The 23,539-nt window shown below is 58.1% G+C and carries 24 protein-coding genes; 10 read left to right on the plus strand and 14 right to left on the minus strand.

Annotated elements, in window-relative coordinates; all coding sequences use genetic code 11:
- Positions 1-4: 4 nt before the first annotated feature.
- On the minus strand, positions 5-1,192 hold the full coding sequence (locus ACR0DK_RS07600; RefSeq protein ID WP_223117178.1) for a Zn-dependent hydrolase: 1,188 nt from the start codon (positions 1,190-1,192) through the stop codon (positions 5-7).
- A gap of 129 nt (positions 1,193-1,321) precedes the next feature.
- On the opposite strand from ACR0DK_RS07600, the gene ACR0DK_RS07605 reads away from it, so the two are divergent.
- From ACR0DK_RS07605 to ACR0DK_RS07620, 4 genes are read left to right on the plus strand one after another with little or no spacing between them, the layout of a single operon-like run.
- Positions 1,322-1,972, plus strand: coding sequence for a histidine phosphatase family protein (locus ACR0DK_RS07605; RefSeq protein ID WP_170514965.1), 651 nt, complete (start codon positions 1,322-1,324; stop codon positions 1,970-1,972).
- A 10-nt stretch (positions 1,973-1,982) separates the two neighbouring features.
- Positions 1,983-2,597 carry a glutathione S-transferase family protein gene (locus ACR0DK_RS07610; RefSeq protein ID WP_170626796.1) on the plus strand — a complete coding sequence of 205 codons (615 nt, stop codon included), beginning with the start codon at positions 1,983-1,985 and terminating at the stop codon, positions 2,595-2,597.
- 14 nt (positions 2,598-2,611) lie between these two features.
- Positions 2,612-3,667: a saccharopine dehydrogenase gene (locus tag ACR0DK_RS07615; RefSeq protein WP_480735500.1), complete on the plus strand. Its 1,056-nt coding sequence runs from the start codon at positions 2,612-2,614 to the stop codon at positions 3,665-3,667.
- 3 nt (positions 3,668-3,670) lie between these two features.
- Entirely contained in the window at positions 3,671-4,813 is a 1,143-nt protein-coding gene (locus tag ACR0DK_RS07620; RefSeq protein WP_480735502.1) for a saccharopine dehydrogenase family protein, read from the plus strand.
- A gap of 66 nt (positions 4,814-4,879) precedes the next feature.
- Here the strand turns inward: ACR0DK_RS07620 and ACR0DK_RS07625 are convergent, their stop codons facing one another.
- From ACR0DK_RS07625 to ACR0DK_RS07640, 4 genes are all read right to left on the minus strand, one after another.
- Positions 4,880-5,080, minus strand: coding sequence for a DUF1127 domain-containing protein (locus ACR0DK_RS07625; protein WP_480735504.1), 201 nt, complete (start codon positions 5,078-5,080; stop codon positions 4,880-4,882).
- Positions 5,081-5,137: 57 nt separating this feature from the next.
- Positions 5,138-5,374: a DUF1127 domain-containing protein gene (locus ACR0DK_RS07630; protein ID WP_170394595.1), complete on the minus strand. Its 237-nt coding sequence runs from the start codon at positions 5,372-5,374 to the stop codon at positions 5,138-5,140.
- A gap of 130 nt (positions 5,375-5,504) precedes the next feature.
- On the minus strand, positions 5,505-5,822 hold the full coding sequence (locus tag ACR0DK_RS07635) for a DUF3775 domain-containing protein (protein WP_170394599.1): 318 nt from the start codon (positions 5,820-5,822) through the stop codon (positions 5,505-5,507).
- Between the two features lie 87 nt (positions 5,823-5,909).
- A complete protein-coding gene (locus tag ACR0DK_RS07640; RefSeq protein WP_480735506.1) occupies positions 5,910-6,680 on the minus strand; it encodes a DUF1365 domain-containing protein in 771 nt (256 codons plus the stop codon).
- A gap of 147 nt (positions 6,681-6,827) precedes the next feature.
- Here ACR0DK_RS07640 and ACR0DK_RS07645 point away from each other — a divergent pair, with 147 nt between their 5' ends.
- The 3 genes from ACR0DK_RS07645 to ACR0DK_RS07655 all read left to right on the plus strand — a co-directional run bounded on the left by ACR0DK_RS07645 (position 6,828) and on the right by ACR0DK_RS07655 (position 8,599).
- Positions 6,828-7,484, plus strand: a complete 657-nt coding sequence (locus ACR0DK_RS07645) for a sigma-70 family RNA polymerase sigma factor (RefSeq protein ID WP_480735705.1) — start codon at positions 6,828-6,830, stop codon at positions 7,482-7,484.
- Between the two features lie 10 nt (positions 7,485-7,494).
- On the plus strand, positions 7,495-8,145 hold the full coding sequence (locus tag ACR0DK_RS07650) for a ChrR family anti-sigma-E factor (protein WP_170408477.1): 651 nt from the start codon (positions 7,495-7,497) through the stop codon (positions 8,143-8,145).
- 112 nt (positions 8,146-8,257) lie between these two features.
- Positions 8,258-8,599 (plus strand): hypothetical protein, encoded by a 342-nt coding sequence (locus tag ACR0DK_RS07655; RefSeq protein ID WP_255611950.1) that lies wholly within the window; start codon positions 8,258-8,260, stop codon positions 8,597-8,599.
- Positions 8,600-8,602: 3 nt separating this feature from the next.
- Here ACR0DK_RS07655 and ACR0DK_RS07660 read toward each other — a convergent pair whose 3' ends face one another.
- From ACR0DK_RS07660 to ACR0DK_RS07685, 6 genes are all read right to left on the minus strand, one after another.
- A complete protein-coding gene (locus tag ACR0DK_RS07660; protein ID WP_480735509.1) occupies positions 8,603-9,832 on the minus strand; it encodes a DNA recombination protein RmuC in 1,230 nt (409 codons plus the stop codon).
- 52 nt (positions 9,833-9,884) lie between these two features.
- On the minus strand, positions 9,885-11,735 hold the full coding sequence (gene mutL / locus ACR0DK_RS07665) for a DNA mismatch repair endonuclease MutL (protein ID WP_480735511.1): 1,851 nt from the start codon (positions 11,733-11,735) through the stop codon (positions 9,885-9,887).
- Between the two features lie 283 nt (positions 11,736-12,018).
- On the minus strand, positions 12,019-12,948 hold the full coding sequence (locus ACR0DK_RS07670) for a metal ABC transporter permease (protein WP_170426196.1): 930 nt from the start codon (positions 12,946-12,948) through the stop codon (positions 12,019-12,021).
- The gene (locus tag ACR0DK_RS07675) at positions 12,945-14,150 is read right to left on the minus strand and encodes a metal ABC transporter permease (RefSeq protein ID WP_480591468.1); all 1,206 of its coding nucleotides are present in this window, start codon (positions 14,148-14,150) and stop codon (positions 12,945-12,947) included. Before ACR0DK_RS07675 ends, ACR0DK_RS07670 begins: the two co-directional genes overlap by 4 nt.
- 2 nt (positions 14,151-14,152) lie before the next feature.
- Positions 14,153-14,956: a metal ABC transporter ATP-binding protein gene (locus ACR0DK_RS07680; protein WP_480735514.1), complete on the minus strand. Its 804-nt coding sequence runs from the start codon at positions 14,954-14,956 to the stop codon at positions 14,153-14,155.
- Positions 14,957-14,959: 3 nt separating this feature from the next.
- On the minus strand, positions 14,960-15,913 hold the full coding sequence (locus tag ACR0DK_RS07685; RefSeq protein ID WP_170426190.1) for a metal ABC transporter solute-binding protein, Zn/Mn family: 954 nt from the start codon (positions 15,911-15,913) through the stop codon (positions 14,960-14,962).
- A 199-nt stretch (positions 15,914-16,112) separates the two neighbouring features.
- Here ACR0DK_RS07685 and deoC point away from each other — a divergent pair, with 199 nt between their 5' ends.
- From deoC to ACR0DK_RS07700, 3 genes are read left to right on the plus strand one after another with little or no spacing between them, the layout of a single operon-like run.
- Positions 16,113-17,111 carry a deoxyribose-phosphate aldolase gene (deoC, locus tag ACR0DK_RS07690; RefSeq protein WP_170514996.1) on the plus strand — a complete coding sequence of 333 codons (999 nt, stop codon included), beginning with the start codon at positions 16,113-16,115 and terminating at the stop codon, positions 17,109-17,111.
- A gap of 11 nt (positions 17,112-17,122) precedes the next feature.
- Positions 17,123-19,456: an aldehyde dehydrogenase family protein gene (locus tag ACR0DK_RS07695; RefSeq protein ID WP_480735516.1), complete on the plus strand. Its 2,334-nt coding sequence runs from the start codon at positions 17,123-17,125 to the stop codon at positions 19,454-19,456.
- A 25-nt stretch (positions 19,457-19,481) separates the two neighbouring features.
- On the plus strand, positions 19,482-20,297 hold the full coding sequence (locus ACR0DK_RS07700) for an SDR family oxidoreductase (protein ID WP_170737228.1): 816 nt from the start codon (positions 19,482-19,484) through the stop codon (positions 20,295-20,297).
- A 69-nt stretch (positions 20,298-20,366) separates the two neighbouring features.
- Here ACR0DK_RS07700 and ACR0DK_RS07705 read toward each other — a convergent pair whose 3' ends face one another.
- The 3 genes from ACR0DK_RS07705 to ACR0DK_RS07715 all read right to left on the minus strand — a co-directional run bounded on the left by ACR0DK_RS07705 (position 20,367) and on the right by ACR0DK_RS07715 (position 23,465).
- On the minus strand, positions 20,367-20,531 hold the full coding sequence (locus ACR0DK_RS07705; RefSeq protein ID WP_170394635.1) for a hypothetical protein: 165 nt from the start codon (positions 20,529-20,531) through the stop codon (positions 20,367-20,369).
- 292 nt (positions 20,532-20,823) lie between these two features.
- Positions 20,824-22,128 (minus strand): M16 family metallopeptidase, encoded by a 1,305-nt coding sequence (locus ACR0DK_RS07710; RefSeq protein WP_480735518.1) that lies wholly within the window; start codon positions 22,126-22,128, stop codon positions 20,824-20,826.
- Entirely contained in the window at positions 22,125-23,465 is a 1,341-nt protein-coding gene (locus tag ACR0DK_RS07715; protein ID WP_223117189.1) for a M16 family metallopeptidase, read from the minus strand. The genes ACR0DK_RS07710 and ACR0DK_RS07715 overlap by 4 nt, the downstream gene beginning before the upstream one ends.
- Between the last annotated feature and the right edge of the window lie 74 nt (positions 23,466-23,539).

Consider the following 23,539-nt stretch of genomic DNA (forward strand, 5'->3'; position numbering starts at 1 on the left):
ACCTTCATTCCTCAAGGGAATGAACTGCGCGATCAAGCACCCTGAGACCCGCAACCAAATCCTCTTCGGCTGTGTCTTCGGCAAAATCGTGGCTGATTCCGTCAATCGACGGGACAAAGAGCATCGCAACCGGCATCAGGCGCGAGACATTGGTGGCATCGTGGAGCGCTCCGGATGGCATATTGCGCCAACGCCCAGGCGCAATGGCCTGCGCGCCGCTTTCCAGCGCACCGCGCAAAACCGGGTCCATGCTGACGGGCTCTAACCCCAGCATCGGGCCGTAGGTTAGTGTTACGCCCTGCTCTTCGGCAATCTGCTGTGCGGTCGCGCGAATGATGTCTTCCATACGCACCAGACGCTCAGGATCGCCGTCGCGCCATTGCATCGAAAACCGCACCCGTCCCGGCACGATAGAGGACGCATTGGGGTGAACATCAACACGCCCGATGGTCCAGACGGTTTGCGGCATGACCACATTACGGAACCGGTCATTGAGGCGCGTGTTGAACAGCGACAGGGCCTGAAACGCGTCACGTCGCAAATGCATTGGCGTGGTTCCAGCATGGTTTTGCTGGCCTTGGAAGGTGATGACCATATCGCGGATGCCGACGATATCGGTGACAACGCCGATCTGTTCACCGGCTGCATCCAGTGCCGGGCCCTGTTCGATGTGCATTTCGATGAAGCCGCTGAACCGGACAGGATCAACAAAGCCTTGCGACTTCTTTGCCATTTCAGCCCGCGCGCTGCCAAAGGTGACGCCTGAGCCATCAATCAGCACGTCCGCCTGTTCCAAAGATAATCCACCTGACCAGACCGCCGATCCGGTGGTGACGCCGAACCGCCCTTCTTCGTCCTGAAAACTGACGACCGAGATGGGTCGATCACTGGAACGCGCGATTTCCAGTGCCGCAATGACGCCCAGGGCTCCGTCCAGCCAACCGCCCTCGGGCTGGCTGTCGGAATGCGAGCCCATCAGCAGCGAGGGTCCATCAGCCAACCCGAACAGGTTTCCAACCGGGTCGACATGCGGGGTCAGCCCAGCCTCGGCCATGCGCGCGGCGAGCCACTGGCGCGCGGCGATATCAGCTTTGGAATAGGCGGGACGGATGACGCCCTTGCCGACGCCCGAAGCCCCGAATGAACGCAGCGTGTGTAGATCGGTCAGAAACCGTGTGTGATCGACAGCCATGGGTCCTCCTTGTCGGGGTGACCATAGCGGTAAACTTCGCCTGATATAGGAGTTTTTTCGGGCCCGCGTGAAAGCCCTCTGGTCCCGGCCCCGAACCTGCCCTAAGACGTCAACGCAAGAGGGATCATCATGTCACATATCACATTAGTGCGCCACGGGCAGGCCAACACAACCGCACGGGATGAGCTGAGCTATGACCGGCTGAGCGAACTGGGTCACCAACAGGCCCGTTGGCTGGGCGCGCATCTGCGCGATACCCGCCTGCATTACCCTCGGGTTTATTGCGGCACACTCAACCGGCACGTGGAAACTGCGGCCAGCATGGGGCTGCCGCAGCCAACTCGGGATGCGCGGCTGAATGAGATCGAGTATTTCACCCTTGCCCAGTTGTTCCAACAGCAGCACGGGGTTGAAATACCAACCGACCGCGAAGGCTTTGTCGAGCACTTGCCCCGCACCTTTGCCGCCTGGTCCCGGGGCGAGATCGAAGATACGCCGGAAACCTTTGAAGAGTTCGAGACTCGCGTTCGCGACGCTCTGCGAGAGATAGGTACCGAAGGCGGTCCGGCAATTGTCGTAACCTCGGGCGGGCTGATCTCGATGGTGGTGCGGCAGGCGATGGGCTTGGATATCCCATCGATGGCGCGGGTGGCGCTTGCCATCATGAACACGTCGATGCATCGTCTGCACCCGATTGGCGCGCAGCTAAGTCCGGTTCTGTTCAACGCAGTGCCCCATCTGGAAGCGCCAGACCGTCAGTTCGCGCAGACCCATCTGTAAGGAGGCTACAATGCAACTTTATTATGCCCCCCGCACAATCTCGGTCGCCGTGGCAATTGCGCTGGAAGAGGCCGGGCTTGAGTATGAGGCCATCCAACTGGACTTTGCCGGAGGTGAGCAAACCAAACCCGCCTATAAGCAGATCAATCCAAAAGGTCGGGTCCCGGCACTGGTTGTGGATGGCGGCATTCTGACCGAAACCGGAGCGTTGCTGGAATACATTGCTGCTAAAGCGCCCGAGGCGGGATTGGTGCCATCAGATCCGGTTATGGCGGCGCGGATGCGAGAGGTGATGTTTTATCTCGCCTCGACCATGCATGTGAACCATGCCCACAAGATGCGCGGGCCCCGTTGGGCAGACAAGAAATCCAGCTGGAAAGACATGAAGGACAAAGTCGCGCAAAACATGACTGAGTCCTGCGCATATATCTCGTCGAACGGGTTGCGTGGGCCGTTTGTTTTGGGCGAGGCGTTCTCGCTGGCCGACGCGTACCTGTACGTGGTTTGCAGCTGGCTGGAGGGCGACGGTGTTGACGTCTCGGCCTTTCCAAAGATCATCGCCTTCCGCGAAGCGATGGAGGCGCGTCCCTCGGTACAGGCGGTACGCGCTGCCGGTATGCTCTGACAAAAGGAATTGGAATGACACATCTCTGGGTCCGGGCAGAACAGCGCCCGAACGAGGAACGGGTCGGGCTGACCCCCGAAGGCACTGCCGCGTTGATCGCGGCAGGCATCCGCGTGACGGTCGAGGAAAGTTCCGTCCGCGCCATCGCAATTGATGGCTACAAGGACGCGGGCTGTGAAATCGCGGCTGAGAATTCCTGGCCCAATGCCCCGCTGGACGCGATCATCTTTGGCCTCAAGGAGCTGCCCGAGGACGGCACGCTCCTGCCCCACCGCCATATCATGTTCGGCCATGCCTATAAGGGGCAACATTCAGGACGCGCGCTTTTGCAGCGGTTCAAGGCTGGCGGCGGCACACTTTATGATCTGGAGTATCTGGTCGAGGAAAACGGCCGCCGGGTTGCCGCTTTCGGCTATTGGGCTGGGTACGCGGGGGCTGCCGTGACGCTCAAGACATGGGCGGCCCAGCAACGAAATGAAGAATGCCCGCCGGTTGGTGTTTATAAGAACAAAGACACGTTGAACGCCGAATTGCTGGCCGAGCTGGACTCCACCGGCGCCGACCGTCCCCGCGCCATCGTCATCGGTGCGTTGGGCCGTGTTGGCACAGGCGCGGCTGATCTCTGCGAGGCAATGGGCGTCAGCGTTACCAAGTGGGACATGGCCGAAACCGCCCGCGGCGGACCATTCCCAGAAATCCTCGATCACGACCTGTTCCTGAACTGTATCTTCGCTCGTCCCGGCACACCTGTCTTTGTCCCACGGTCAGCGCTGACCACCTCGCGGAACCTTACAGCTATCGGCGATGTGGCCTGCGACCCGGATAGCGATTACAACCCGGTGCCGGTCTATGACCGCGCGACCACATGGGATGCCCCCGCCTTGCGCGTGGCCACCGATCCGGTGATGGATGTTATGGCGATCGACAACCTGCCGTCGATGCTGCCTGTCGAAAGTTCCGAGGACTACGCGGCGCAATTACTTCCGTCGTTGTTGACCCTCACCGATCTGGATAGCGGCGTCTGGGGCCGGGCAGAAGCAACTTACAAAACTCATATTGAAGGGATCTGAGCGATGACGATTCACTGGTGCGGCACCGGCCTGTCGGCCATCCCCGGCCTGCGCCGTCTTATTGAAGGCGGGCACAAAGTCACTGTCTGGAACCGGACCATTGAGAAGGCCAAGACAGAGGTCGGTGACCTCACCGACGACATCCGCGCCTTCGACATCGACGCATTGGGTGCGGTGCTGGAAAAAGGTGACGCCATCGTATCGATGCTGCCTGGTGACTGGCATGTACCTTTGGCAGAATTGGCAATCTCGAAAGAAGCCAACTTTGTCTCTTCCTCATATATCGCACCTGAGATGTGCGCGCTGGACAGCAAGGCCCGCGAGGCCGGAGTAGCGCTGGTTAACGAAGTTGGGTTGGACCCGGGCATCGACCATCTGATGGCGCATGCGCTGGTTGCCGATTACCGCGCCTCGGACGCGTTTGATCCCCAAAACCACCTGAGCTTTATCTCTTATTGCGGAGGCGTTCCCAAGAATCCCAACCCGTTCCGCTACAAATTCAGCTGGTCACCTCTGGGTGTGCTCAAAGCGCTGCGCTCTCCTTCCAAGTCAATCCGGGACTACGCGCCGCTGGATGTCGCCCGACCTTGGGACGCGATCACCAGCTACATCGCACCGCTGCCCACTCCGGAAAGCTTCGAAGTCTACCCGAACCGCGACTCGATCCCCTTCAAGGCCGAGTACCAGTTCGAGGATCACTGGCCGGTCAAAGAATTTGTCCGTGGCACCCTGCGCCTGAACGGCTGGGCTGAGGCGTGGTCGGATGTGTTCACCGAAATCGAAACGCTGTCCGGCCCCGAAGGCGATGCGCGCTTGAAAGAGATGTCGGATCAGTTCTGGGCCGAGAACGCCTATGACGAGGGCGAGCCTGACCGCGTGGTTTTATGTGTGGGCCTGAAGGCGGAAAAGGACGGCGTTGAAGTTTGGCACAAAACCTATGTCATGGATGCCTGGGGCGACGCGCGCGGGACGGCGATGGCGCGGCTGGTTTCGATCCCGGTTTCACTGGCCGTCGAGGCCGTGCTGAACCGCGCTATTCCCGCAGGAGTTCACGCTGCACCCAGCGACCCGAAGCTGGTGCAGGACTGGATGCGCGAGATCGACACACTGGCGCAGCACCTGCAGATCGTGGACCACACGGCTTAAATCACAAACAGCCGCTCCGGTACCTTCGGAGCGGCTGCGTTCTTAATGCGGCTTAACCCGCTATCGTCAGATGTATTGCGCAATCACCGCTTCCACATCGCAGCGGTTGATGCCCAGTTCTGACAGATCGGTATCAGAAAGCCGATTCAGTTCCTGGGCGGCACAAACGATATCCGCCCTGATCGCGTGTATTCTCATCGCCCGGTCAAACAGCATCAATGCGCTTTTTGAAGGGGTTTGTTTCGGGATTGGGTTGGCATCCAACATACTCGTTACCTCAGCAAAATTTACAATGGACCGATATCCGTACAGCGCCGGAAAGGCTTAAACGCCGTTCAGATAGGGTATGTTCTGATAGACGTTTCGATATACGCGCCGCCTGATCTCACCACGCGGAATGCCGATATCAAAAAGCTGACGATCGCTGAGTTCTTCAAGCGCCCGGATCGTGTTCTTGTAGACCTTGCGGCGCTGCCATCCTGACTTTGGCACTGTTTGGTTCACAAGTTGGCCAAAGAGCAGATCCCGATGATCTGCTCCGGTTGCATTGACATGTGCCATGACGGTTCCTCCTAGATTCATCGCTGTGTTTGATGAACCTGATCAAAGAACTCGACATTAACCCCGATGGAAGGCCGCATTAATTTTGCTTCATAAGCTAGGATAAGCTGACCCGTCGCCAGATCACCGACTACATCAGATCGTTTTCAACGTCCTCGGCTGAAATTCCCAGCGCATCCAACCCGTTTTCCAGATGGTCCGACAGATGCGGTGTTCCGATCAGATAATCCGCGCAAGGCGTCGAGGCTTCGGACTTAGCCGTCGCGATCGCTTCGGCCAAATCCTCGGCAAAAAAGCTTTCTCGGCCGATCCACATGACGGCTACCAGCTCTGCTTGCTCATCCTCACTCATACGGTCGATGAATGCGCGCAATTCGCCCTCGGCCCGGTCCAGTTCACGCCCCATCATGGCGACCTGGGCGATCTTTCTTGCCGAGATTTCCAACATCTGTCTCAACTCCTCGTGTTCGCGGTCCAGGCATTTCTGCACGATCCCACAGGTGACCGTCTTTGATCTTGCGCAAAGCGGAGGGCTTTAGTGCCGCGACCGGGATACAGGCTGATCGGGAACCGGCGCGGTACGAAACGGGCTGAACCGCGCCCGTTTGAACCACAGCTTCACCGCCTGCCAGTGGATCAGAAATACCGCCCGGCGCGCGCCGAACGGACGCCGCCAGAGAGACTTTAGAATGATCCGGTTGCTGTACGGCTGGCGCGGACCGGTCAGCGTGGCAATCAAACCGCCTCGGGCACGCCCATAATCGATCCAGACACCAACACGTTCGTCCTGATAGTCAAAGCGGAAGGTATAGGTGCCCTCGATCTTCTGAAACGGAGAGACATGCATCAACTTGTCCGCAAGTATCCGATCGGTAGGTGCAATCGGTGAAAAATCGGGTTTGTGGCACAAGTAGCTATGGCGTGTGCCATAAGTGTTGGTCACCTCGGCCACCACAGCATAAAGCTGGTTATCTTTATCAAAACAGAACCAGAAACTGACCGGATTGAACACATGCCCTAACACACGGGGTTGTGTCAGCAAGGTCATCCTGTCCGGTTGTGGAATATCTTGCGCATCAAAGCATTCACGCAGCCAGATCGCCCCGCGACCCTGACCAGGTTCACCCCCATGATCGCAATCTCGCCAGCTTGTTAGGTTCGCGCCATTGATCGAAAACAGGGATGGGGTCTTGGGGTGGGCCTCGGGGTCTAGCAAGATATAATCGACGGAATAGCGAAACGCATTCTCGACCGCACCTTTGCGCCCGTGAAAGGTATGGCCCGCGATATAATCAATTCTGTTCATAAAACAGATTTTCCGTCCTGCCCGCAAATCATTCAATTGACATGCATTTCCGCATATCTGGTATCTCACAATACGATATTCAGCCGGTTTTGGATGAAATTTATCCAACCGACTGATCCACCTTGGGTGTCCCCACGTATTGTGGTTATGTTTACCGAGACTGACACCGCGACATTGGACGAACCGACGGCAGAAGCTGCTGGAAGAATTGTTTGGCGCGGACCTAAGCGTTTTAAGGGCAACTCGGTGAACGGACAGAATAATACTTGTGGCGCCAGAAAGGATTGGGTGGAACACGTCCGTCGAATCCGAGACGCTCAGGATCAGGCGGCCTTCGCCGAACTGTTTCAGCATTTCGCGCCTCGTATCAAGGCGTTCCTGATCAAGTCCGGTTCGGATGCCGCCCTGGCTGAAGAATGCGCGCAGGAAGTCATGGCGACCTTGTGGCACAAAGCGCATCTGTTTGACCCGACAAGGGCAACGGTTGCGACCTGGGTGTTCACGATCGCAAGGAACAAGCGCATTGACGTATTGCGCAAGCAACGCCGCCCCGAACCCGAAGACCTCGGGTGGGGGCCGGAGGCGGAGCCGGAACAGGAAGACGTTCTAGCGCTGCAACAGGAAACCGCGCAGCTGCGTGATGCCATGGCGGCATTACCTGAGGCGCAAAGACAGCTGATCGAGAAGGCCTACTTCGGAGATCTGAGCCATCGAGAAATCGCATCTCAGACCGGGTTGCCCTTGGGAACGATCAAATCACGGATACGGCTGGCGCTGGACCGCTTGCGCCACGCGATGAACTGAGATGACGAGCATGAAAAACGAGATTAAACATCACCTGACAGACGACCTGCTGATGGCCTATGCCGCAGGCAATCTGCCCGAAGCGTTTGACCTGATGGTCGCAACGCATCTGTCTCTGTGCGACCACTGCCGCGCCCGCGCTGAAAGCTTTGACGCAGTTGGCGGATGCGTTTTGCAGGAACAAGATGCGTCAGCAAGCATGAGTGACGGTTCACTGGCGGCAACAATGGCATTGATTGCTCAGGGCGCACCAAAGGTGAAACCCGCGCACCCGTCTTGTGCAGTTCTTCCGACACCGCTGCAGGACTATGTCGGCGGCGACGTGAACGCGATCAAATGGAAGCCCGTCGGCATGGGTGTCAAACAGGCAATCCTGCCCACGACCAGCGAAGCCACCGCCCGGTTGTTGTTTATCCCCGCCGGGGCAGCAGTGCCGGATCACAGCCATAAAGGCATAGAACTGACGATGGTCCTGCAGGGTGCATTCTCTGACGAGATCGACCGCTTCGACCGCGGCGATGTCGAAATCGCTGACCAGTCTATCCATCATACCCCCACGGCAGATATCTCTGAAGACTGCATTTGCCTGGCCGTCACTGATGCTCCACTGAAGTTCAGCAAGCTGATGCCACGCCTGTTCCAGCCATTCCTTCGAATCTGACCCGTCGTGGTAGGGTTGTTTATCGACGCTAACTAAATCGGGGTTTTCGATGTTCTTAAGGATGGCAGTCACAGCGCTTTTGCTGACTTTTGGAGCCAGCGTTTCCGCACAGATGTCCGCAGACGTTAAATTCCAACCGGGCAATTTCGGCACGATGGTGAATGGGACTGTCACCGGCGACGAATATTTCGACTATAAACTCGGAGCCAAGGCTGGGCAGGAGATGTTCGCCGACCTTAAGGTCAGTGACACCAATGGCAACGGCGTGATCTATTTCAACATCTTGCCGCCGGATAGCGACGGCGTCGCAATTTACAACGGCTCAATCGATGGAAATACCGCCCGGATCGAGCTTCCCGATGATGGCGACTACACCATACGTGTTTATTTGATGGGTAACGATCGCGACACAGGCAAGACGGTTGGTTACAATTTGGACCTGTCGATCCAATAACGCTTACCCTTCGGTTTTGCCCAGCGGCACGACGTTTGTTTGGTCATCCGGCGCAAGCTCTTCGAAATCGAAATTATCCAACCGTTGCGCCCGGCGACCCGCCTTTTCCGCGCTGATCTTGATTTCCGAGATATCCTTTGCAGCCTGCCCGAAATGACGGTCGAGGTTCGACACCCGGTCGCCTAAACGTTCCACATCCTTATGCAGCAGCCCCAATTCCTTGCGGATCGCACCGGCCTGTTCGCGCATGCGCGCATCTTTAAGGATCGCCCGCATGGTGTTCAGCGTCGCCATGCAAGTTGTGGGTGAAACGATCCAAACGCGTTTCGAGAAACTCTCTTGCACCAATTCAGGGAACTTGGCGTGCAGCTCGGCATAGACTGCCTCAGAGGGCAGAAACATCAGCGCCCCATCCGCAGTTTCACCGTCCAGAATGTACTTCTCGGCAATATCGTTGATGTGCTTACGCACGGTACTGCGGAACATTTGTACCGCTGCTTTCAGCTCCATATCATTGGTCGATCCGATCAGTGCCTCATAGGCTTCCAGCGGGAACTTACTGTCGATCACGATCGGTCCGGGAGGGTTCGGCAGGTTGATCAGGCAATCAGCGCGCCGTCCGTTCGATAACGTGGCCTGCAGCAGAAAACTATCTGATGGCAGCGCCTTCGAAACGATATCGTTCAGCTGAATTTCCCCGAAAGCCCCGCGCGTCTGCTTATTCGACAGAATATCCTGCAATGACAGCACGTCGCCTGAAAGCTTGGTGATATTGTCCTGCGCCTTGTCGATGGCTGCCAGACGTTCCTGCAATTGCGTCAGCGTGGTCGCCGTCTGTTTCGACGAACCATGCAGCGATTCCTTCATCCGCTCCTGCATCTCAGCCAGAGCGCGCGCCGATTTCATCGCGTTATCGGCCAGCCGGTCATTCATCTGCTGTTGCACCGATGACAGGCGGGATTCAACGGTCTGGATCACCTGCACCTGCGCGTTGGCCTGCGTGTCCGAGACATGCTGTAGGCCACCCCGCAGTTGTTCCTGCCCCTGGCCCAGTTGCTGCACATGCTGCCCAAGGTGCGCCATCTGCCGGGCCAGCGGCTCCGCCATCCGAGCTGAACGCTGTGACGCTCGAAGTGACAGAAACAGAAGCAGCAGAATCAACACCACCACCCCGCCTGCAATCAGGATGATAGGGTCATTCAACGCATATTGGGTGCCAGCAATCTCGATCATATCGCCTCAGATGTTCTTGTTTTATTCTTCATAGCCCGAGCGGGCCAGCGGATCAACTGCGGCCGAACAGGCGTTCGATATCGCTCAGCTTCAGTTCCACATAAGTTGGCCGCCCGTGGTTGCACTGCCCGGAATGGGGCGTCGCCTCCATCTCACGCAGCAGGGCATTCATCTCTTCGGCCCGCATCCGACGGCCAGACCGAACCGAGCCATGGCAGGCCACGCGGCTCAGGATCGCCTCGATCCGCGCTTGCACCATCTGGCTTTCGCCCTGATCGGAGAGCTCATCAAGGATGTCGAGGATCATCGCGCGGGCATCGACCTCGCCAAGAATGGCCGGAGTTTCGCGCACGGCGATTGCCCCGCCACCAAAGGGTTCGATGGTCAATCCAAAGCGCGACAGGTCCTCTGCAACGGCCATCAGACGTGTGCAGTCACCGTCTGTCAGTTCGACGATTTCGGGGATCAACAACGCTTGTGCGGCAACGCCATTTTCGGCCATCTGGGACTTGAGCTTTTCGTAAACCAGCCGTTCATGTGCGGCGTGTTGATCCACGATCACCATGCCGTCTGCCGTTTGGGCGATGATGTAATTCTCGTGCACCTGCCCGCGCGCCGCCCCCAAGGGCAGGTCTTGCGGCTCATCCACCGGTGCAGTTTCGGGCACCGGTTCCATGATGCGTCCGCTATAGTCCTGCGACAGTTCCGCAAAGCCCGGAGACTGCGCCCGATAGGCCGCCTGACGCGCCGCGGGTGACGGGCGATCCATTTGATACACCCGCGCCGGGGTTGCAGGTGCCGGCTCGGGCCGCATCGCACCCAAGGTTGCGTTGGCCACGGTCGAAGATGCCCGGTGCCCAGCCTCGGCCAACGCGTGACGCAGGCTGGACACGATCAAGCCACGCGCGAGGCCGGGGTCGCGGAACCGAACCTCGGATTTTGCCGGATGTACATTCACATCCACCAGCGTTGGATCGCAATCTATGAACAGCGCCGCCGCCGGATGCCGGTCGCGGCTGAGGAAATCGAAATAGGCCGCTCGCAGCGCACCGGTCAGCATCTTGTCCCGTACGGGTCGCCCATTGACGAACAGATACTGCGCCACTGCAGCCCCGCGCGAATAGGTCGGCAGCGCGGCATAGCCATAAAGCCTGAGCCCTTCGCGTGTGGCATCGATCTGCAAAGCGTTCTCGGCGAACTCACGGCCAAGAACGCGCGCCAATCGGGCATGCAGCGCATCAAACAGATCGCCATTCTCGCGGTCGGCACGAAAGGTCACGCGGCCCTCTCCCCCACCCGAGACATCGCGCAGGGTGAACGCGACCGAAGGCTCGGCCATCGCCAAACGTTTCACAATGTCTGAAATCGCCTGCGCCTCGGCCCGGTCCGTGCGCATGAACTTCAGCCGTGCCGGGGTGGCGTAAAACAGGTCTCGCAACTCAACCACAGTCCCAGCGCGCAAGGCTGCTGGCTTCACTGCATCCATTTTGCCACCGGACACCTGGATCGAGGCCGCATCAGCACCCGAGACACGGCTGGTGATGGTCAAACGCCCGACCGCCCCCAGCGAGGGCAGTGCTTCACCGCGAAATCCAAATGTGTGGATATTCAACAGATCTGACCCGTCGATCTTCGATGTCGCATGGCGCGACAGCGCCAGAGGCAAATCCCCCGCTGCGATCCCACACCCATCATCGGTGACACGAATCAGGGTCTTGCCGCCATCCGCGACCTCAATAGCGATGCGTGTGGCCCCGGCATCGATGGCGTTTTCGACCAGTTCCTTGACGGCAGAAGCAGGCCGTTCCACGACTTCACCCGCTGCAATCCGGTTGATCGCTGCGTCATCAAGCTGCCGGATGACCGGTTGATTGTCGCTGATATTGGGGTTCGCATACACCATACCGCTAGACCTAGCATAGGCGCACGCGATTCGACCACCGGTTTGAATTGTGAAGAGCGGGCTTTAAACGAGGTATCCGGCCAGTTTGACCGCGCCGTTAAGGGGGTAGCGACTAAGGTCAGAACTGGCCGGATATACCAGAGTGAGTGGTGGTCTTGTGGTTTCCAATTGAAAGTTTGGTATCATCGAAAATGGAATAAATCTTGTTAAGAATTCGTGATTGTTTCCACTTGGCGAAGTTCAGCCGAAACTGCGTGATGGGCGTTGGCGTGAATACGCCAAGTCAAGCCTGACTGGGCGCTCCGCTGCGGGTTCGGCATGGGCCAAAAGCAGCGGTCAGCGCCAGAATCAGGCCTGATATCGTGGCGATCATTCCTGCGGCGCTGACAGCATCCGCAGCCCCCAACCACAATGGGCCATAGCCTGCCAAAACATAACCGGACACGGCGGAAAGGGTTGCGAACAGGACACTCCAGACGATCTGGACTTCCAACCGGTTGGTCATCATCCGTGCCGCAGCTGGCGGGCAGATGAACATTGCAATCACGATGATCGACCCCACTGCATCAAATGCCGCGACAGCAGCAATCGCAGCTATGATCACCAGCGCCATCCCTAACGCACCAGTGCGGATACCAATTGTGCGCGCAAAGCCTTCATCGAAGGTCGATATCTTGAGCGGTCGCCAGAACAACCACGTGAACAGCAAGACCCCCGTCAATGTCAGCGCAATGCGCGGCAATTCAGGTGGCAACCCTGCCAATGCCTGTAGATCCAGCAGCGACGACCAGTCCGTTGCATCCAGCCAGATCAAGCTTTCCAGATTGCCGTAAAGCGCATGTTCAACGTCCAAATGGACGGTCGACGTGTCAGTCTGCTCAAGCAGTAGGACACCACCGGCGAACATGGTCGTGAATACGACACCCATCGCTGCCCCCGGCTCGATCTGACCCAATCGCCGGATCGCTTCGATCATGACCACGGCGACCACAGCAGCCCCTGCTGCGCCAAGCATCATCGGCCAAGTTGAAATTGCGCCTGTCAGCAGAAACGCGACGACAATACCGGGCAACACCACATGGCTGATCGCGTCACCAATCAGTGCTTGCTTGCGCAGCACCAGAAAGTTGCCGGGCAGAGCGCATGCGATGGCCGCGAATGTCCCAATCAACAAAGGCGTCAGCGACAGGGGGACGAACTCTTCTCCGCTCATGGCGTGACCTCCTGCGGGCCGCCGATACGACGATCGATCTCGGCGATCTGATCGCGAGTCAGCACAGTCTCGATATCGCGCAGCCCATCGTACAGCGCCGCAGTGGCCTCATGCGCCTGATCCGCGCGGACGATCTCCCACCGCTTTTCGTCTCGTAGGGCTTTGGCCGCACGCGCCTTCCCATGCTCCGTTGCAACTCCATCGGCGCGCACAAGGCCGGTGCGGCGTAGCAGGCGAATGGTTAGGGGTTCATAGATCTGCTGTCCCTGCGCCAGTGCCAGCAGTCCCTGCCGAATGTGCACTCGACGCTGGAACCGAAGGTGGCTGAGAATAGCTGCCAACACACCCCGAACCGGCGCGAACAGGAGCGACAGGGCAAAGAACCCAAAGCTGACCAGAACGATGATCGGTCCGGTCGGCAGGTTCGGAGCCGAGGCCGAAATACCTGCCCCCAGATACCCTGCAAGACCTCCGGCCAAACCTGCCAGAACGACCACGCGGTCGGATCGCTCCGTCCAGAACCGCGCTGTCACAGGCGGGATGATCAGCAGAGCAACAATCAGGATTAGACCAACGATCTTTAGCCCGACCACGGTCACCGCCATCACGAGCCCCATCATCGCCAGATCAATCCGATGCACGGGCAACCCGCGCGCAGCGGCATATTCAGGATCGAAGGCGACCATCGTCATCGGGCGGCGGATGATCATCACCAGTACCAACGTTGCCGCGCCACCGATCGCAATGACCAGAGCATCAGCCCACAGCATCCCAGCAGTAGAACCCAGCAAGAATCCTTCCAATCCTGCCTGGCGTCCAACCCCCATGGTTTGAATAACGGTCAGCAGTACGACACCAAAACCGAAGAACACCGATAACACTGCGCCGATCGCTGCATCTTCTGCCAAACGTGTGCGACTGGTCAGCCAGTTCATACAGAGCAAACCAACCCATGCGGATATTGCCGAACCTGCAAGCAGTCCGATCAAATTACGCCCATCACCACCGAAAGCCACCAGCACCATGAAGGCAAGGCAAACGCCCGGTAGGGTCGCGTGGCTGATGGCATCGCTAACCAGCGCGCGTTTACGCAGGAATAAGAACGTGCCCGTCACACCTGCCGAAACGCCCAGTAACGTCGCACCAATAGCAACCAGCGTGGCGTTATAGCCAAGCTGTAAGGTCAAAGCCTCCCAAAGCATGATTACCCCAGCGCGCGCGAAATCTGATCGATCTGGGCCGTTGCAAGACGTCCGCCATAAGCGGCTTGCAGCGTTTCAGCGGTAAAGGCCTGTGCAACCGGACCTTCGGCCACTTTGCGGGTGTTTATCAGGAACACATGGTCGAAATAGTCGGTGACCGTGGCCAGATCGTGATGCACTACAACAACGGTCTTGCCAGCCTCTTTCAACGATTTCAGCACGGCGATGATCGCCTTTTCAGTCGCGGCGTCCACGCCTGCAAAAGGTTCGTCCAACAAATACATGTCGGCATCCTGTGCCAAAGCGCGCGCAAGAAAGACCCTCTGTTGCTGACCACCAGAAAGCTGCCCGATCTGACGGTTGGCAAATTCCCGCATCCCGACACGGTGCAGGCAGTCCATGGCACGGGCGGTATGGCGGGCACGAACACGACCCAGCAGGCCCAATTGACGCGACAAGCCCATCAGCACCACATCAATCACGCGCGTCGGGAAATCCCAGTCCACGCTGGCGCGCTGTGGTACATAGGCGATGCGTGCCCGCTGGTCCTCGAGCGGCTGACCAAACACGGTCACCTGACCCGACAGTGGAGACACGATCCCCAAAGCAGCCTTTAGCAAGGTTGATTTGCCAGCCCCATTTGGCCCGATAATCGCCGTCATGGCGCCGGGCTGCACCGTCATATCGACCGAGAAAACCGCTGGCTTCTGACCGTACGAGACGGTCAGACCACGAATGGCGAGAGGGCAAAGATCGATGTCCTGCCCGTCGACAGAAACGCCCTGAACTGTTGCGAGTTCAATCATGGTTTAAAACCCCGCCGACAGTTTGCCGTTCATGCCACGTTCGGGAACATCCGCGCCCAGCGCGCCGGCGATAACGGTAATGTTGTGATCAAGCATGCCGATATAAGTACCCTCATATGTGCCCGGCTCGCCCATCGCGTCGGAATACAGCTCTCCGCCGACACCCACTTTGTGACCTTCGGCCGAAGCACCCTCGATCAAGGCACGCATGGATCGATCTGAAACGGAACTCTCCACAAACACGGCGTTCAGCTGACGCTCTACCAGAGTTTCGACCAACTCACCGATCCGGTTCAACCCTGCCTCGGATTGGGTCGAGATGCCCTGAATACCCAGCACCTCATAGCCATATTCATCACCGAAATAGCCAAATGCATCATGCGCAGTCACCAACACGCGGTTGTTTTCGGGAACGGCCGCCAAAACCTGCTTGCCATAGGCGGCCAGCAGATCGATCTCAGCCAGAAAAACTTGTGCGTTGGCTGCGAACTCATCTGCCGCTTCGGGCCGGGCTTCGGTCAGAGCTTCCTGCACTTCGATCACGACATCGCGCCACAGAACCGGGCTCATCCAGACATGCGGGTCAAATTTGTCAGCGTAATCGTCATGGGCGCGCAGTTTCGATGTGTCGATGCCATCCGCCACGGCAACCACTGTCCGCTTGCGGCCCAGATCGTCAAAGAAACCTTCCATCTGAGCCTCTAGATAGAGCCCGTGCCACAGCACTAGATCAGCGCGGGTCATCGCAACAATATCGGTGCGGGTCTGGCGATAGGCGTGCGGGTCGACACCGGGTCCCATCAAGCCCTTAACGTCGACCTGTTCACCGCCGACCTGGCGCGCAGCGTCTGCAATCATGCCGGTGGTGGCGACGACTTTCAGCGGCGCTTGAGCGATTGCGGCGACGGGCCACACAAACACGAGAGCCAATGCCGTAAGTAGCGATCGACGAATCATTTCAGACTCCGAACGGTTATCCTGTTAAGTCAAAATATGAGAACCATTCGCAACTAAGTCAATGCAAATGCGAATTACTCGCAAGAAAGCGACTATATTTGTCCATTTGGTCAAAAATTTGCCCCTTACGACGCTGGCACACCTTCCCTTTCGCTGCGACCCATGCGATTTTGACGCGAACCTCCAAAAGGACGGAATAATGGAAACGCAGAGCTCAGAAAGCACCGTGCGCACCCCGCATCTGCCGCAAGTGACCGAGCCCCGGAACCCAGGAATGGATCTGGATCTGGATTGGGTGCGGGCCGTGCAGGCCAACACTTCGGCCATCGAGCGCCGCGCAGCGACGCTGCCCGGTCGGCGGTCGGTGAAAAAAGAATACCAGGCCGCATGGCTGCTCAAGGCGATCACAATGATCGACCTGACCACTCTGTCGGGCGATGATACGGTTGGGCGGGTTCGTCGCCTGTGCGCAAAGGCTCGTCAGCCTGTCGCGGCTTCGGTTTTGCAGGCGCTGGACATGCCGCCGATCACAACCGGAGCGGTGTGTGTCTACCATGACATGATCGAAACGGCTGTGGACGCATTGGAAGGCACTGGTATTCCGGTTGCGGCGGTATCCACTGGCTTCCCGGCCGGGCTCTCTCCGTTTCATCTGCGTGTGGCAGAGATCGAAGAAAGCGTGAAGGCCGGAGCCGAGGAGATCGACATCGTCATCTCGCGCCGTCATGTGCTGTCTGGCGACTGGCAGGCCCTGTATGATGAGATGAAGGCCTTCCGCGTCGCCTGCGGCGATGCACATGTCAAAGCCATTTTGGCGACCGGAGAGCTGGGCAGCCTGCGCAACGTCGCCCGTGCCTCGCTGGTGTGCATGATGGCAGGGGCAGACTTCATCAAGACCTCGACCGGCAAAGAAAGCGTCAACGCCACCTTGCCTGTGTCGTTGGTAATGATCCGAGCCATTCGCGACTATTATGACCGCACCGGCTATCGCGTAGGCTACAAGCCTGCGGGTGGGATTTCGAAAGCCAAGGATGCGCTGGTCTATCTGTCGCTGATCAAGGACGAGCTGGGCGACCGCTGGCTGGAGCCGGACCTGTTTCGCTTTGGCGCCTCATCACTGCTGGGCGACATTGAGCGGCAGTTGGAACACTATGTCACCGGCGCTTACTCTGCCGGTTACCGTCACTCCATGGGCTGAGGACAAAAACAATGACAGTCAAAGAGATTTTCGAGACCATGGACTACGGCCCTGCCCCCGAAAGCGCAGCCGAGGCACTGGCCTGGCTGGTCGATCAGGGCGACAAGTTCGGCCACTACATCGATGGCGCGTTTACCAAACCCGGCAAAGGATTCGACAGCCGCAACCCAGCAACCGGAGAGGTTCTGGCCAAGCTGACACAAGCCAAACAGGCTGACGTGGACGCCGCCGTTTCTGCGGCGCGCAAGGCGCAGCCGAAATGGGAGAAACTGGGCGGAGCCGGTCGTGCGCGCTACCTCTACGCGATTGCGCGCCTGCTACAGAAGCACTCGCGTTTGTTTGCTGTGCTCGAAAGCCTCGACAACGGTAAGCCGATCCGAGAATCCCGCGACATCGACATCCCTCTGGCACAGCGGCATTTCTACTATCACGCGGGCATGGCGCAGTTGATGGAAAGCGAATTGCCCGATGCCGAAGCACTGGGTGTTTGCGGCCAGATCATCCCGTGGAACTTCCCGCTGCTGATGATGGCGTGGAAGATCGCGCCTGCAATCGCAATGGGCAACACGGTGGTTCTGAAGCCGGCCGAGTACACCTCGCTGACCGCGCTGCTGTTTGCCGACATCTGCATGCAGGCCGGGTTGCCGAAAGGCGTGGTCAACATCGTCACAGGTGATGGTGCCGTTGGTGAGATGATTGTGTCTTCGGACGTCGACAAAATCGCCTTTACCGGCTCGACCGTCGTGGGCCGTCGCATCCGTGAAGCGACCGCTGGCTCTGGCAAGGAACTGACGTTGGAACTGGGCGGCAAGTCCGCCTACATCGTCTTTGACGACGCCGATATTGATTCAGCGATCGAAGGCTTGGTCGACGCGATCTGGTTCAACCAGGGCCAGGTCTGCTGTGCGGGCTCGCGCCTTCTGGTGCAGGAGGGTATCGCTGATCGCTTCCACGACAAATTGCGTGCCCGGATGGACAATCTGCGTATTGGTGATCCGCTGGACAAGTGCATCGATGTGGGCGCGGTTGTGGACCCGGTTCAGTTGCAAACCATTAAAGGAATGGTCGAGAGCAACACTGCGGGTCACGTGCATCAGGCGGCCTGTGAGCTGCCCTCGAATGGCTGCTACTATCCACCAACGCTGATCTCTGGGCTCGAAACCTCCGATCCGCTGATGCAGGAAGAAATCTTTGGCCCGGTTCTGGTTTCTTCGACCTTCCGCACCCCGGAAGAAGCGGTCGAGTTGGCCAACAACACCCGCTACGGGCTGGCCGCGACTGTTTGGACCGAGAACGTGAACCTCGCGCTGGATATCGCGCCCAAGCTGGTTGCGGGCGTGGTCTGGGTGAACGCAACTAACCTGTTCGACGCTGCTGCCGGGTTCGGCGGTGTACGCGAAAGCGGTTTTGGCCGTGAAGGCGGTTGGGAAGGGCTGACGGCTTATACCAAGCCCAAAGCCAAGGCCAAACCGCTGACGAAGATTGAGGCGGCAATGGGCGAAGGCGCTCCAGTCGATCCTATTGACCGCACCGCCAAGATGTATGTCGGCGGTAAGCAGGCGCGGCCCGATGGCGGCTATTCGAAACCCGTCTGGGGCAAATCCGGCCTACTTGGCCATGTGGGTCTGGCCAACCGTAAGGACGTGCGCAACGCGGTTGAGGCTGCAGCGGGTGCAAAAGGCTGGTCCAAGACCACCGGCCATCTGCGGGCTCAGATCCTGTATTACATCGGTGAAAACCTCTCGGCACGTGCGGGCGAGTTCGCTGCTCGTATTGATGCGATGACCGGTAAGAAAGACGGCGCGAAAGAGGTTGAGGCCTCGATCCAGCGACTGTTCACCGCCGCCGCTTGGGCGGACAAGTATGATGGTCAAGTACATGGTGTTCCGATCCGGGGCGTCGCCATTGCCATGAAAGAGCCGGTTGGCGTGATCGGCGCCCTGTGTGCGGATGAAGCACCGCTGTTGGGTCTAGTTTCGGCCATGGCGCCAGCGATTGCGATGGGCAACCGGGTGGTTCTGGCGGCAAGTGAGCCCTACCCGCTGGCAGCAACGGATTTTTACCAGATCCTAGAAACCTCGGACGTGCCCGCCGGTGTGGTCAACATCCTGACCGGCAGCCACGCAGAGCTGGCAAAGCCGCTGGCCTCGCATCTGAACGTGGATGCGGTCTGGTCCTTCTCGTCCACCGATCTGTCTAAAAAGATCGAGATCGTCTCGGCCGGGAACCTGAAGCGGACTTGGGTCAATAACGCGACGGCATTTGATTGGAGCGTGGACCATTCGCGCCGCTTCCTGCAGGCTGCGACCGAAGTGAAAAACATCTGGGTGCCCTACGGAGAGTAAGGCCCCCGTACCACCGGAGGCCTAAATGGATTTTTCAGGTAAGACCGTCATCGTCATTGGTGGCACCAGCGGTATCAATCGCGGCATTGCCGAGGCCTTTGCGGCCTCGGGTGCTAATCTGGCTGTCGCCAGCCGGTCGCAGGAAAAGGTCGATGATACCGTGGCTGCGTTGAAAGCAGCAGGCGCATCCGACGCGATCGGCGCGGCGTTCGACGTTCGCAATCCAGAGGCCGTAGCCGAAGGCCTTAAGCAATTCCACGACGCTTTTGGAGATTTCGATGTCCTGATTTCTGGTGCTGCCGGCAACTTCCCAGCGCTGGCATCTGAAATGTCGGTCAATGCATTCAAGGCGGTCATAGATATCGATCTGATGGGCACGATCCACGTCATGAAAGGGGCCTACCCCTATCTCAAACGTCCCGGTGCCAGCATTATCAACATTTCGGCCCCGCAATCCTATCTGCCTTACGAAGGGCAGGCCCATGTTTGCGCCGCCAAGGCGGGCGTTGATCAGATCACCCGAACCCTTTCAATGGAATGGGGCGTCGAAGGGATTCGCGTGAATTCGGTCGTTCCGGGTTTTATCGAAGGAACCGAAGGCGCAAAACGGCTGGCCCCTACCGAAAACGCCCATGAAGAGCTGCGTCGGGACGTCCCGCTGGGTCGCTGGGGTCAGCCCCAGGATGTGGCAAATGCCTGCCTATTCCTTAGCTCTGATATGGCGAGCTATATCAGCGGAACAGTCATGGCCGTTGACGGGGCTTTGTATCAGCGCGGCTCGGGCAAGTTTGGCCAGATGATGGGTCAGATGCTGCGCGCAGCGAAAAAGGGCCAAGCTTAGGTTAGAACACAGGAATCCGATTGGTGGCAAACTTTTCAGTCGCTGGGCTTTATTTCCAACCTACCAAATTCAAGAGCTTCTGAAATAGATACCCGCTGCTACCAAAAGCGATGTCAGCGTACCGGCCACCACGTAAAGTGCGAAAGCGCTGAGCAGAGATTGACCGACAATCAAAGCGGCAGCAAAGGTTAACAACCCTGCAAGTATTCCCAATCCCATTATCGCAACTATCATGGTGCCGCTATCCGTCCCAAGCCTCGTCTCAGGAGATGTTGATCTTCTGAACCCCATCTCCGTTCCCGACTAACATAGAATTCTCGACATTTCTGGCCAAAGTATGGCCAAGGCGAGTTAACGATTACTTAAGGCGGAGAATTGCCGATCTTCTGTCTGGCGCTGCGCCCTGGAAGAGTTCACAAACTCGTTGTTTTCGCCAGTGGTTCGCATCACCCACTGCCGTCAATTCCAAGAAAAATTATTCAATAACAACGAATAATTCTGTTCGGCAGCGGGTAGATGGACGACGTCAGCCGTCCACCCCTTCCGGTTTGCCGACGATGGTGAAATGCAGACCCTCGGGGTCCAGAAGTTCAGACGCCACCCGGTTCACATCCTCCAAGGTCACTGCATTCACCTTGTCGTTGCGAGTCGCAATGTAGTCGATAGGCAAATCTTCCATCTGCATCCCGACCATGATTCCGGCAATCTGGCCATTGCCGTCAAAACGCAGCGGATAGGCCCCGGTCAAATAGGTCTTGGCGTCATCCAATTCTTTCTGCGTCACACCTTCCGCAGCCGCGCGCGCCCATTCCTGTCGGATCACCTCGACCGCTTCGGCGATACGGTCATTGGCAGATGAGACCGAGCCCAGATACACCGACGCCAGATCCTTGGGCACCAGATAGGTCGCCACACCGTAGGTCAGGCCACGTTTCTCACGTACTTCCTGCATCAGGCGACTTTCGAATCCGCCGCCGCCCAGAATGTGATTCAGGATATAGGCCGCAAAGAAATCGGGATCGTCGCGATCAATGCCACTTTGCCCGAACAGGGCGACGGATTGCGGAGTGTTGAAGTCCACTACGCTGACACCGCCGTCAATGGTGACCTTCGCCTTGTCTGGAATGGGTTTCCCGGTTGCTGGCAGATCCAACAGCAATTTGTCCAACAGAACGCCCAGCTCTTCTGCCGTGATGTCGCCAACAGCCCCAACATACAGTCTGTCCTTGGCAAAGACATTGTCGTAGGCAGCGACGATATCGTCGCGGGTCAGGCTTGAAACGCTTTCAATCGTACCTTTACCGTCCGACGCATAAGGATGATCCCCATATGCCATTTCAGCAAAGCTGCGTCCGGCAATATCGCTTGGATCAGTCTGGTCGGACTTCAGACCCGAAATCACCTGAGCGCGCACCCGATCGATCGCATCCTCATCGAAACGCGGTTCATGAATTGTGGTCTGCAGCAAATCAATCACTTCATCCCGGTTCTCAGTCAGGAACCGCGCCGAAATGGAGACCGTATCATCTGTTGCCCTGTAGCTGAAGGATGCAGCCAGAGATTCAAGTTCGCGTGCATAGGTGCGGGCATCCATGTCGCCGGCGCCTTCCTCAATCAGGCCGCTCATCAGATAAACCGCGCCGCGTTTATCGGGATCATCCAGCGACGTTCCTCCACGAAACCGCAGTTCCAGCGCAGTGAAGGGGATCGAATGATCTTGGACCAGCCAAGCGGTAATACCACCGGGCGAGGTTACCTCTTTGATCTTAATCTCGGCCCAGGCGGGAAGGGCAATGATCAGCGCAATCAGCGTTGCGGCAAACCGTTTCATTGTGTCACCTCATCGTCACGCATCAACCAGCCAGTGACCGAGGTTTCAGGTTGCAGCACCTCACGGGCAGCCGCGATGATCTCTTCACCCGTCACAGCCTGCAGGATGTCGGGCCAGGCCTGCACATCTTCGACCGTCAACCCGCTGGTCAACGCACGACCATAGCGGTTTCCAATACCGTCCACGTTATCGCGCGCATAGGTCTGCGCGGCGCGGAGCTGCATCTTAATGCGCTCCAGGTCTTCATCCTTGACACCTTCCGCGATGAAATCCGCAACGGCCTGATCCATGGCATCCTCCGCATCCTGAAGCGAAACGCCCTCAGCCGGCACAACGATCAGATCAAAGGTCGTGTCATCCAATGAGACCCCCTTGTAGAACGCACCGGTATAGACCACCTTCTGCTGCTCAAATTGCAGCTTTTCATTCAGATATGAGGTTGTGCTTCCTCCCAGCAATTCCGCCAAAAGAAACAGGGCAGCGGCCTTCTCCTGCTCACCGGCGTCCCGTTCAGGGGCCAGATAGCTGCGCTGCACGTAGGGTTGTGCCACACGCGCATCCTTGAAGGTCAGGCGACGTTCGGCAGTCTGGGGTGGTTCTTGCGAGCGTACCCGCTCGGGCAAATCAGGGTTGGCTGGGATAACACCGTAGTACTGATCGGCCAACGCCCTGACTTCGTCGGGGTCAACATCTCCGGTGACGACCAATATGGCGTTATTGGGTGCATAATGGGTCTGGTAGAAGGACAGGGCGTCGTCCATATCCAACGCCTCCATCTCGTGGCGCCAGCCGATAATCGGCGCTCCGTAACGGTGGTTCAAATATTGCGCTGCATTCATCTGTTCTCCGAACAGAGCGCGTGGATTGTTTTCGGTCCGCTGATTACGCTCTTCCAGAACCACGTCGCGTTCGGTGATGATATCATTCTCGGTCAGGCGGATGTTGCGCATACGATCTGCCTCCATCCGCATCATCAGTTCCAGCCGGTCAGCGGCGACGCGCTGAAAATAGGCGGTGTAGTCGTAAGAAGTGAAAGCGTTGTCATTGCCGCCATTGGCCGCGACAGTGGCTGACAACTCGCCCGCTTCCATTGTGTCGGTGGCTTTGAACAGCAGATGTTCCAGGAAATGTGCAACGCCAGAGGATCCGATCGGTTCATCGGCGGATCCGGCCCGGTACCAGACCATATGCTGAACAACAGGCGCGCGATGATCCTCGACCACCACGACGTCCATGCCGTTTTCAAGCGTAAATGTGGTGACAGCCTCTTGCCCCTCTTTCGCGAACAAGGGGGTGGCGGCGATCAGGGCAGCCGACAGTGCCAGGGCCCGAACCATGGGGCATCCTCCGTTTCATTTCTGATATTCAAACTACGGTGGTGCCGCCGGGGTTCAAGGCCAATGACGGAAAG

Source organism: Ruegeria sp. CE6, assembly GCF_056537485.1.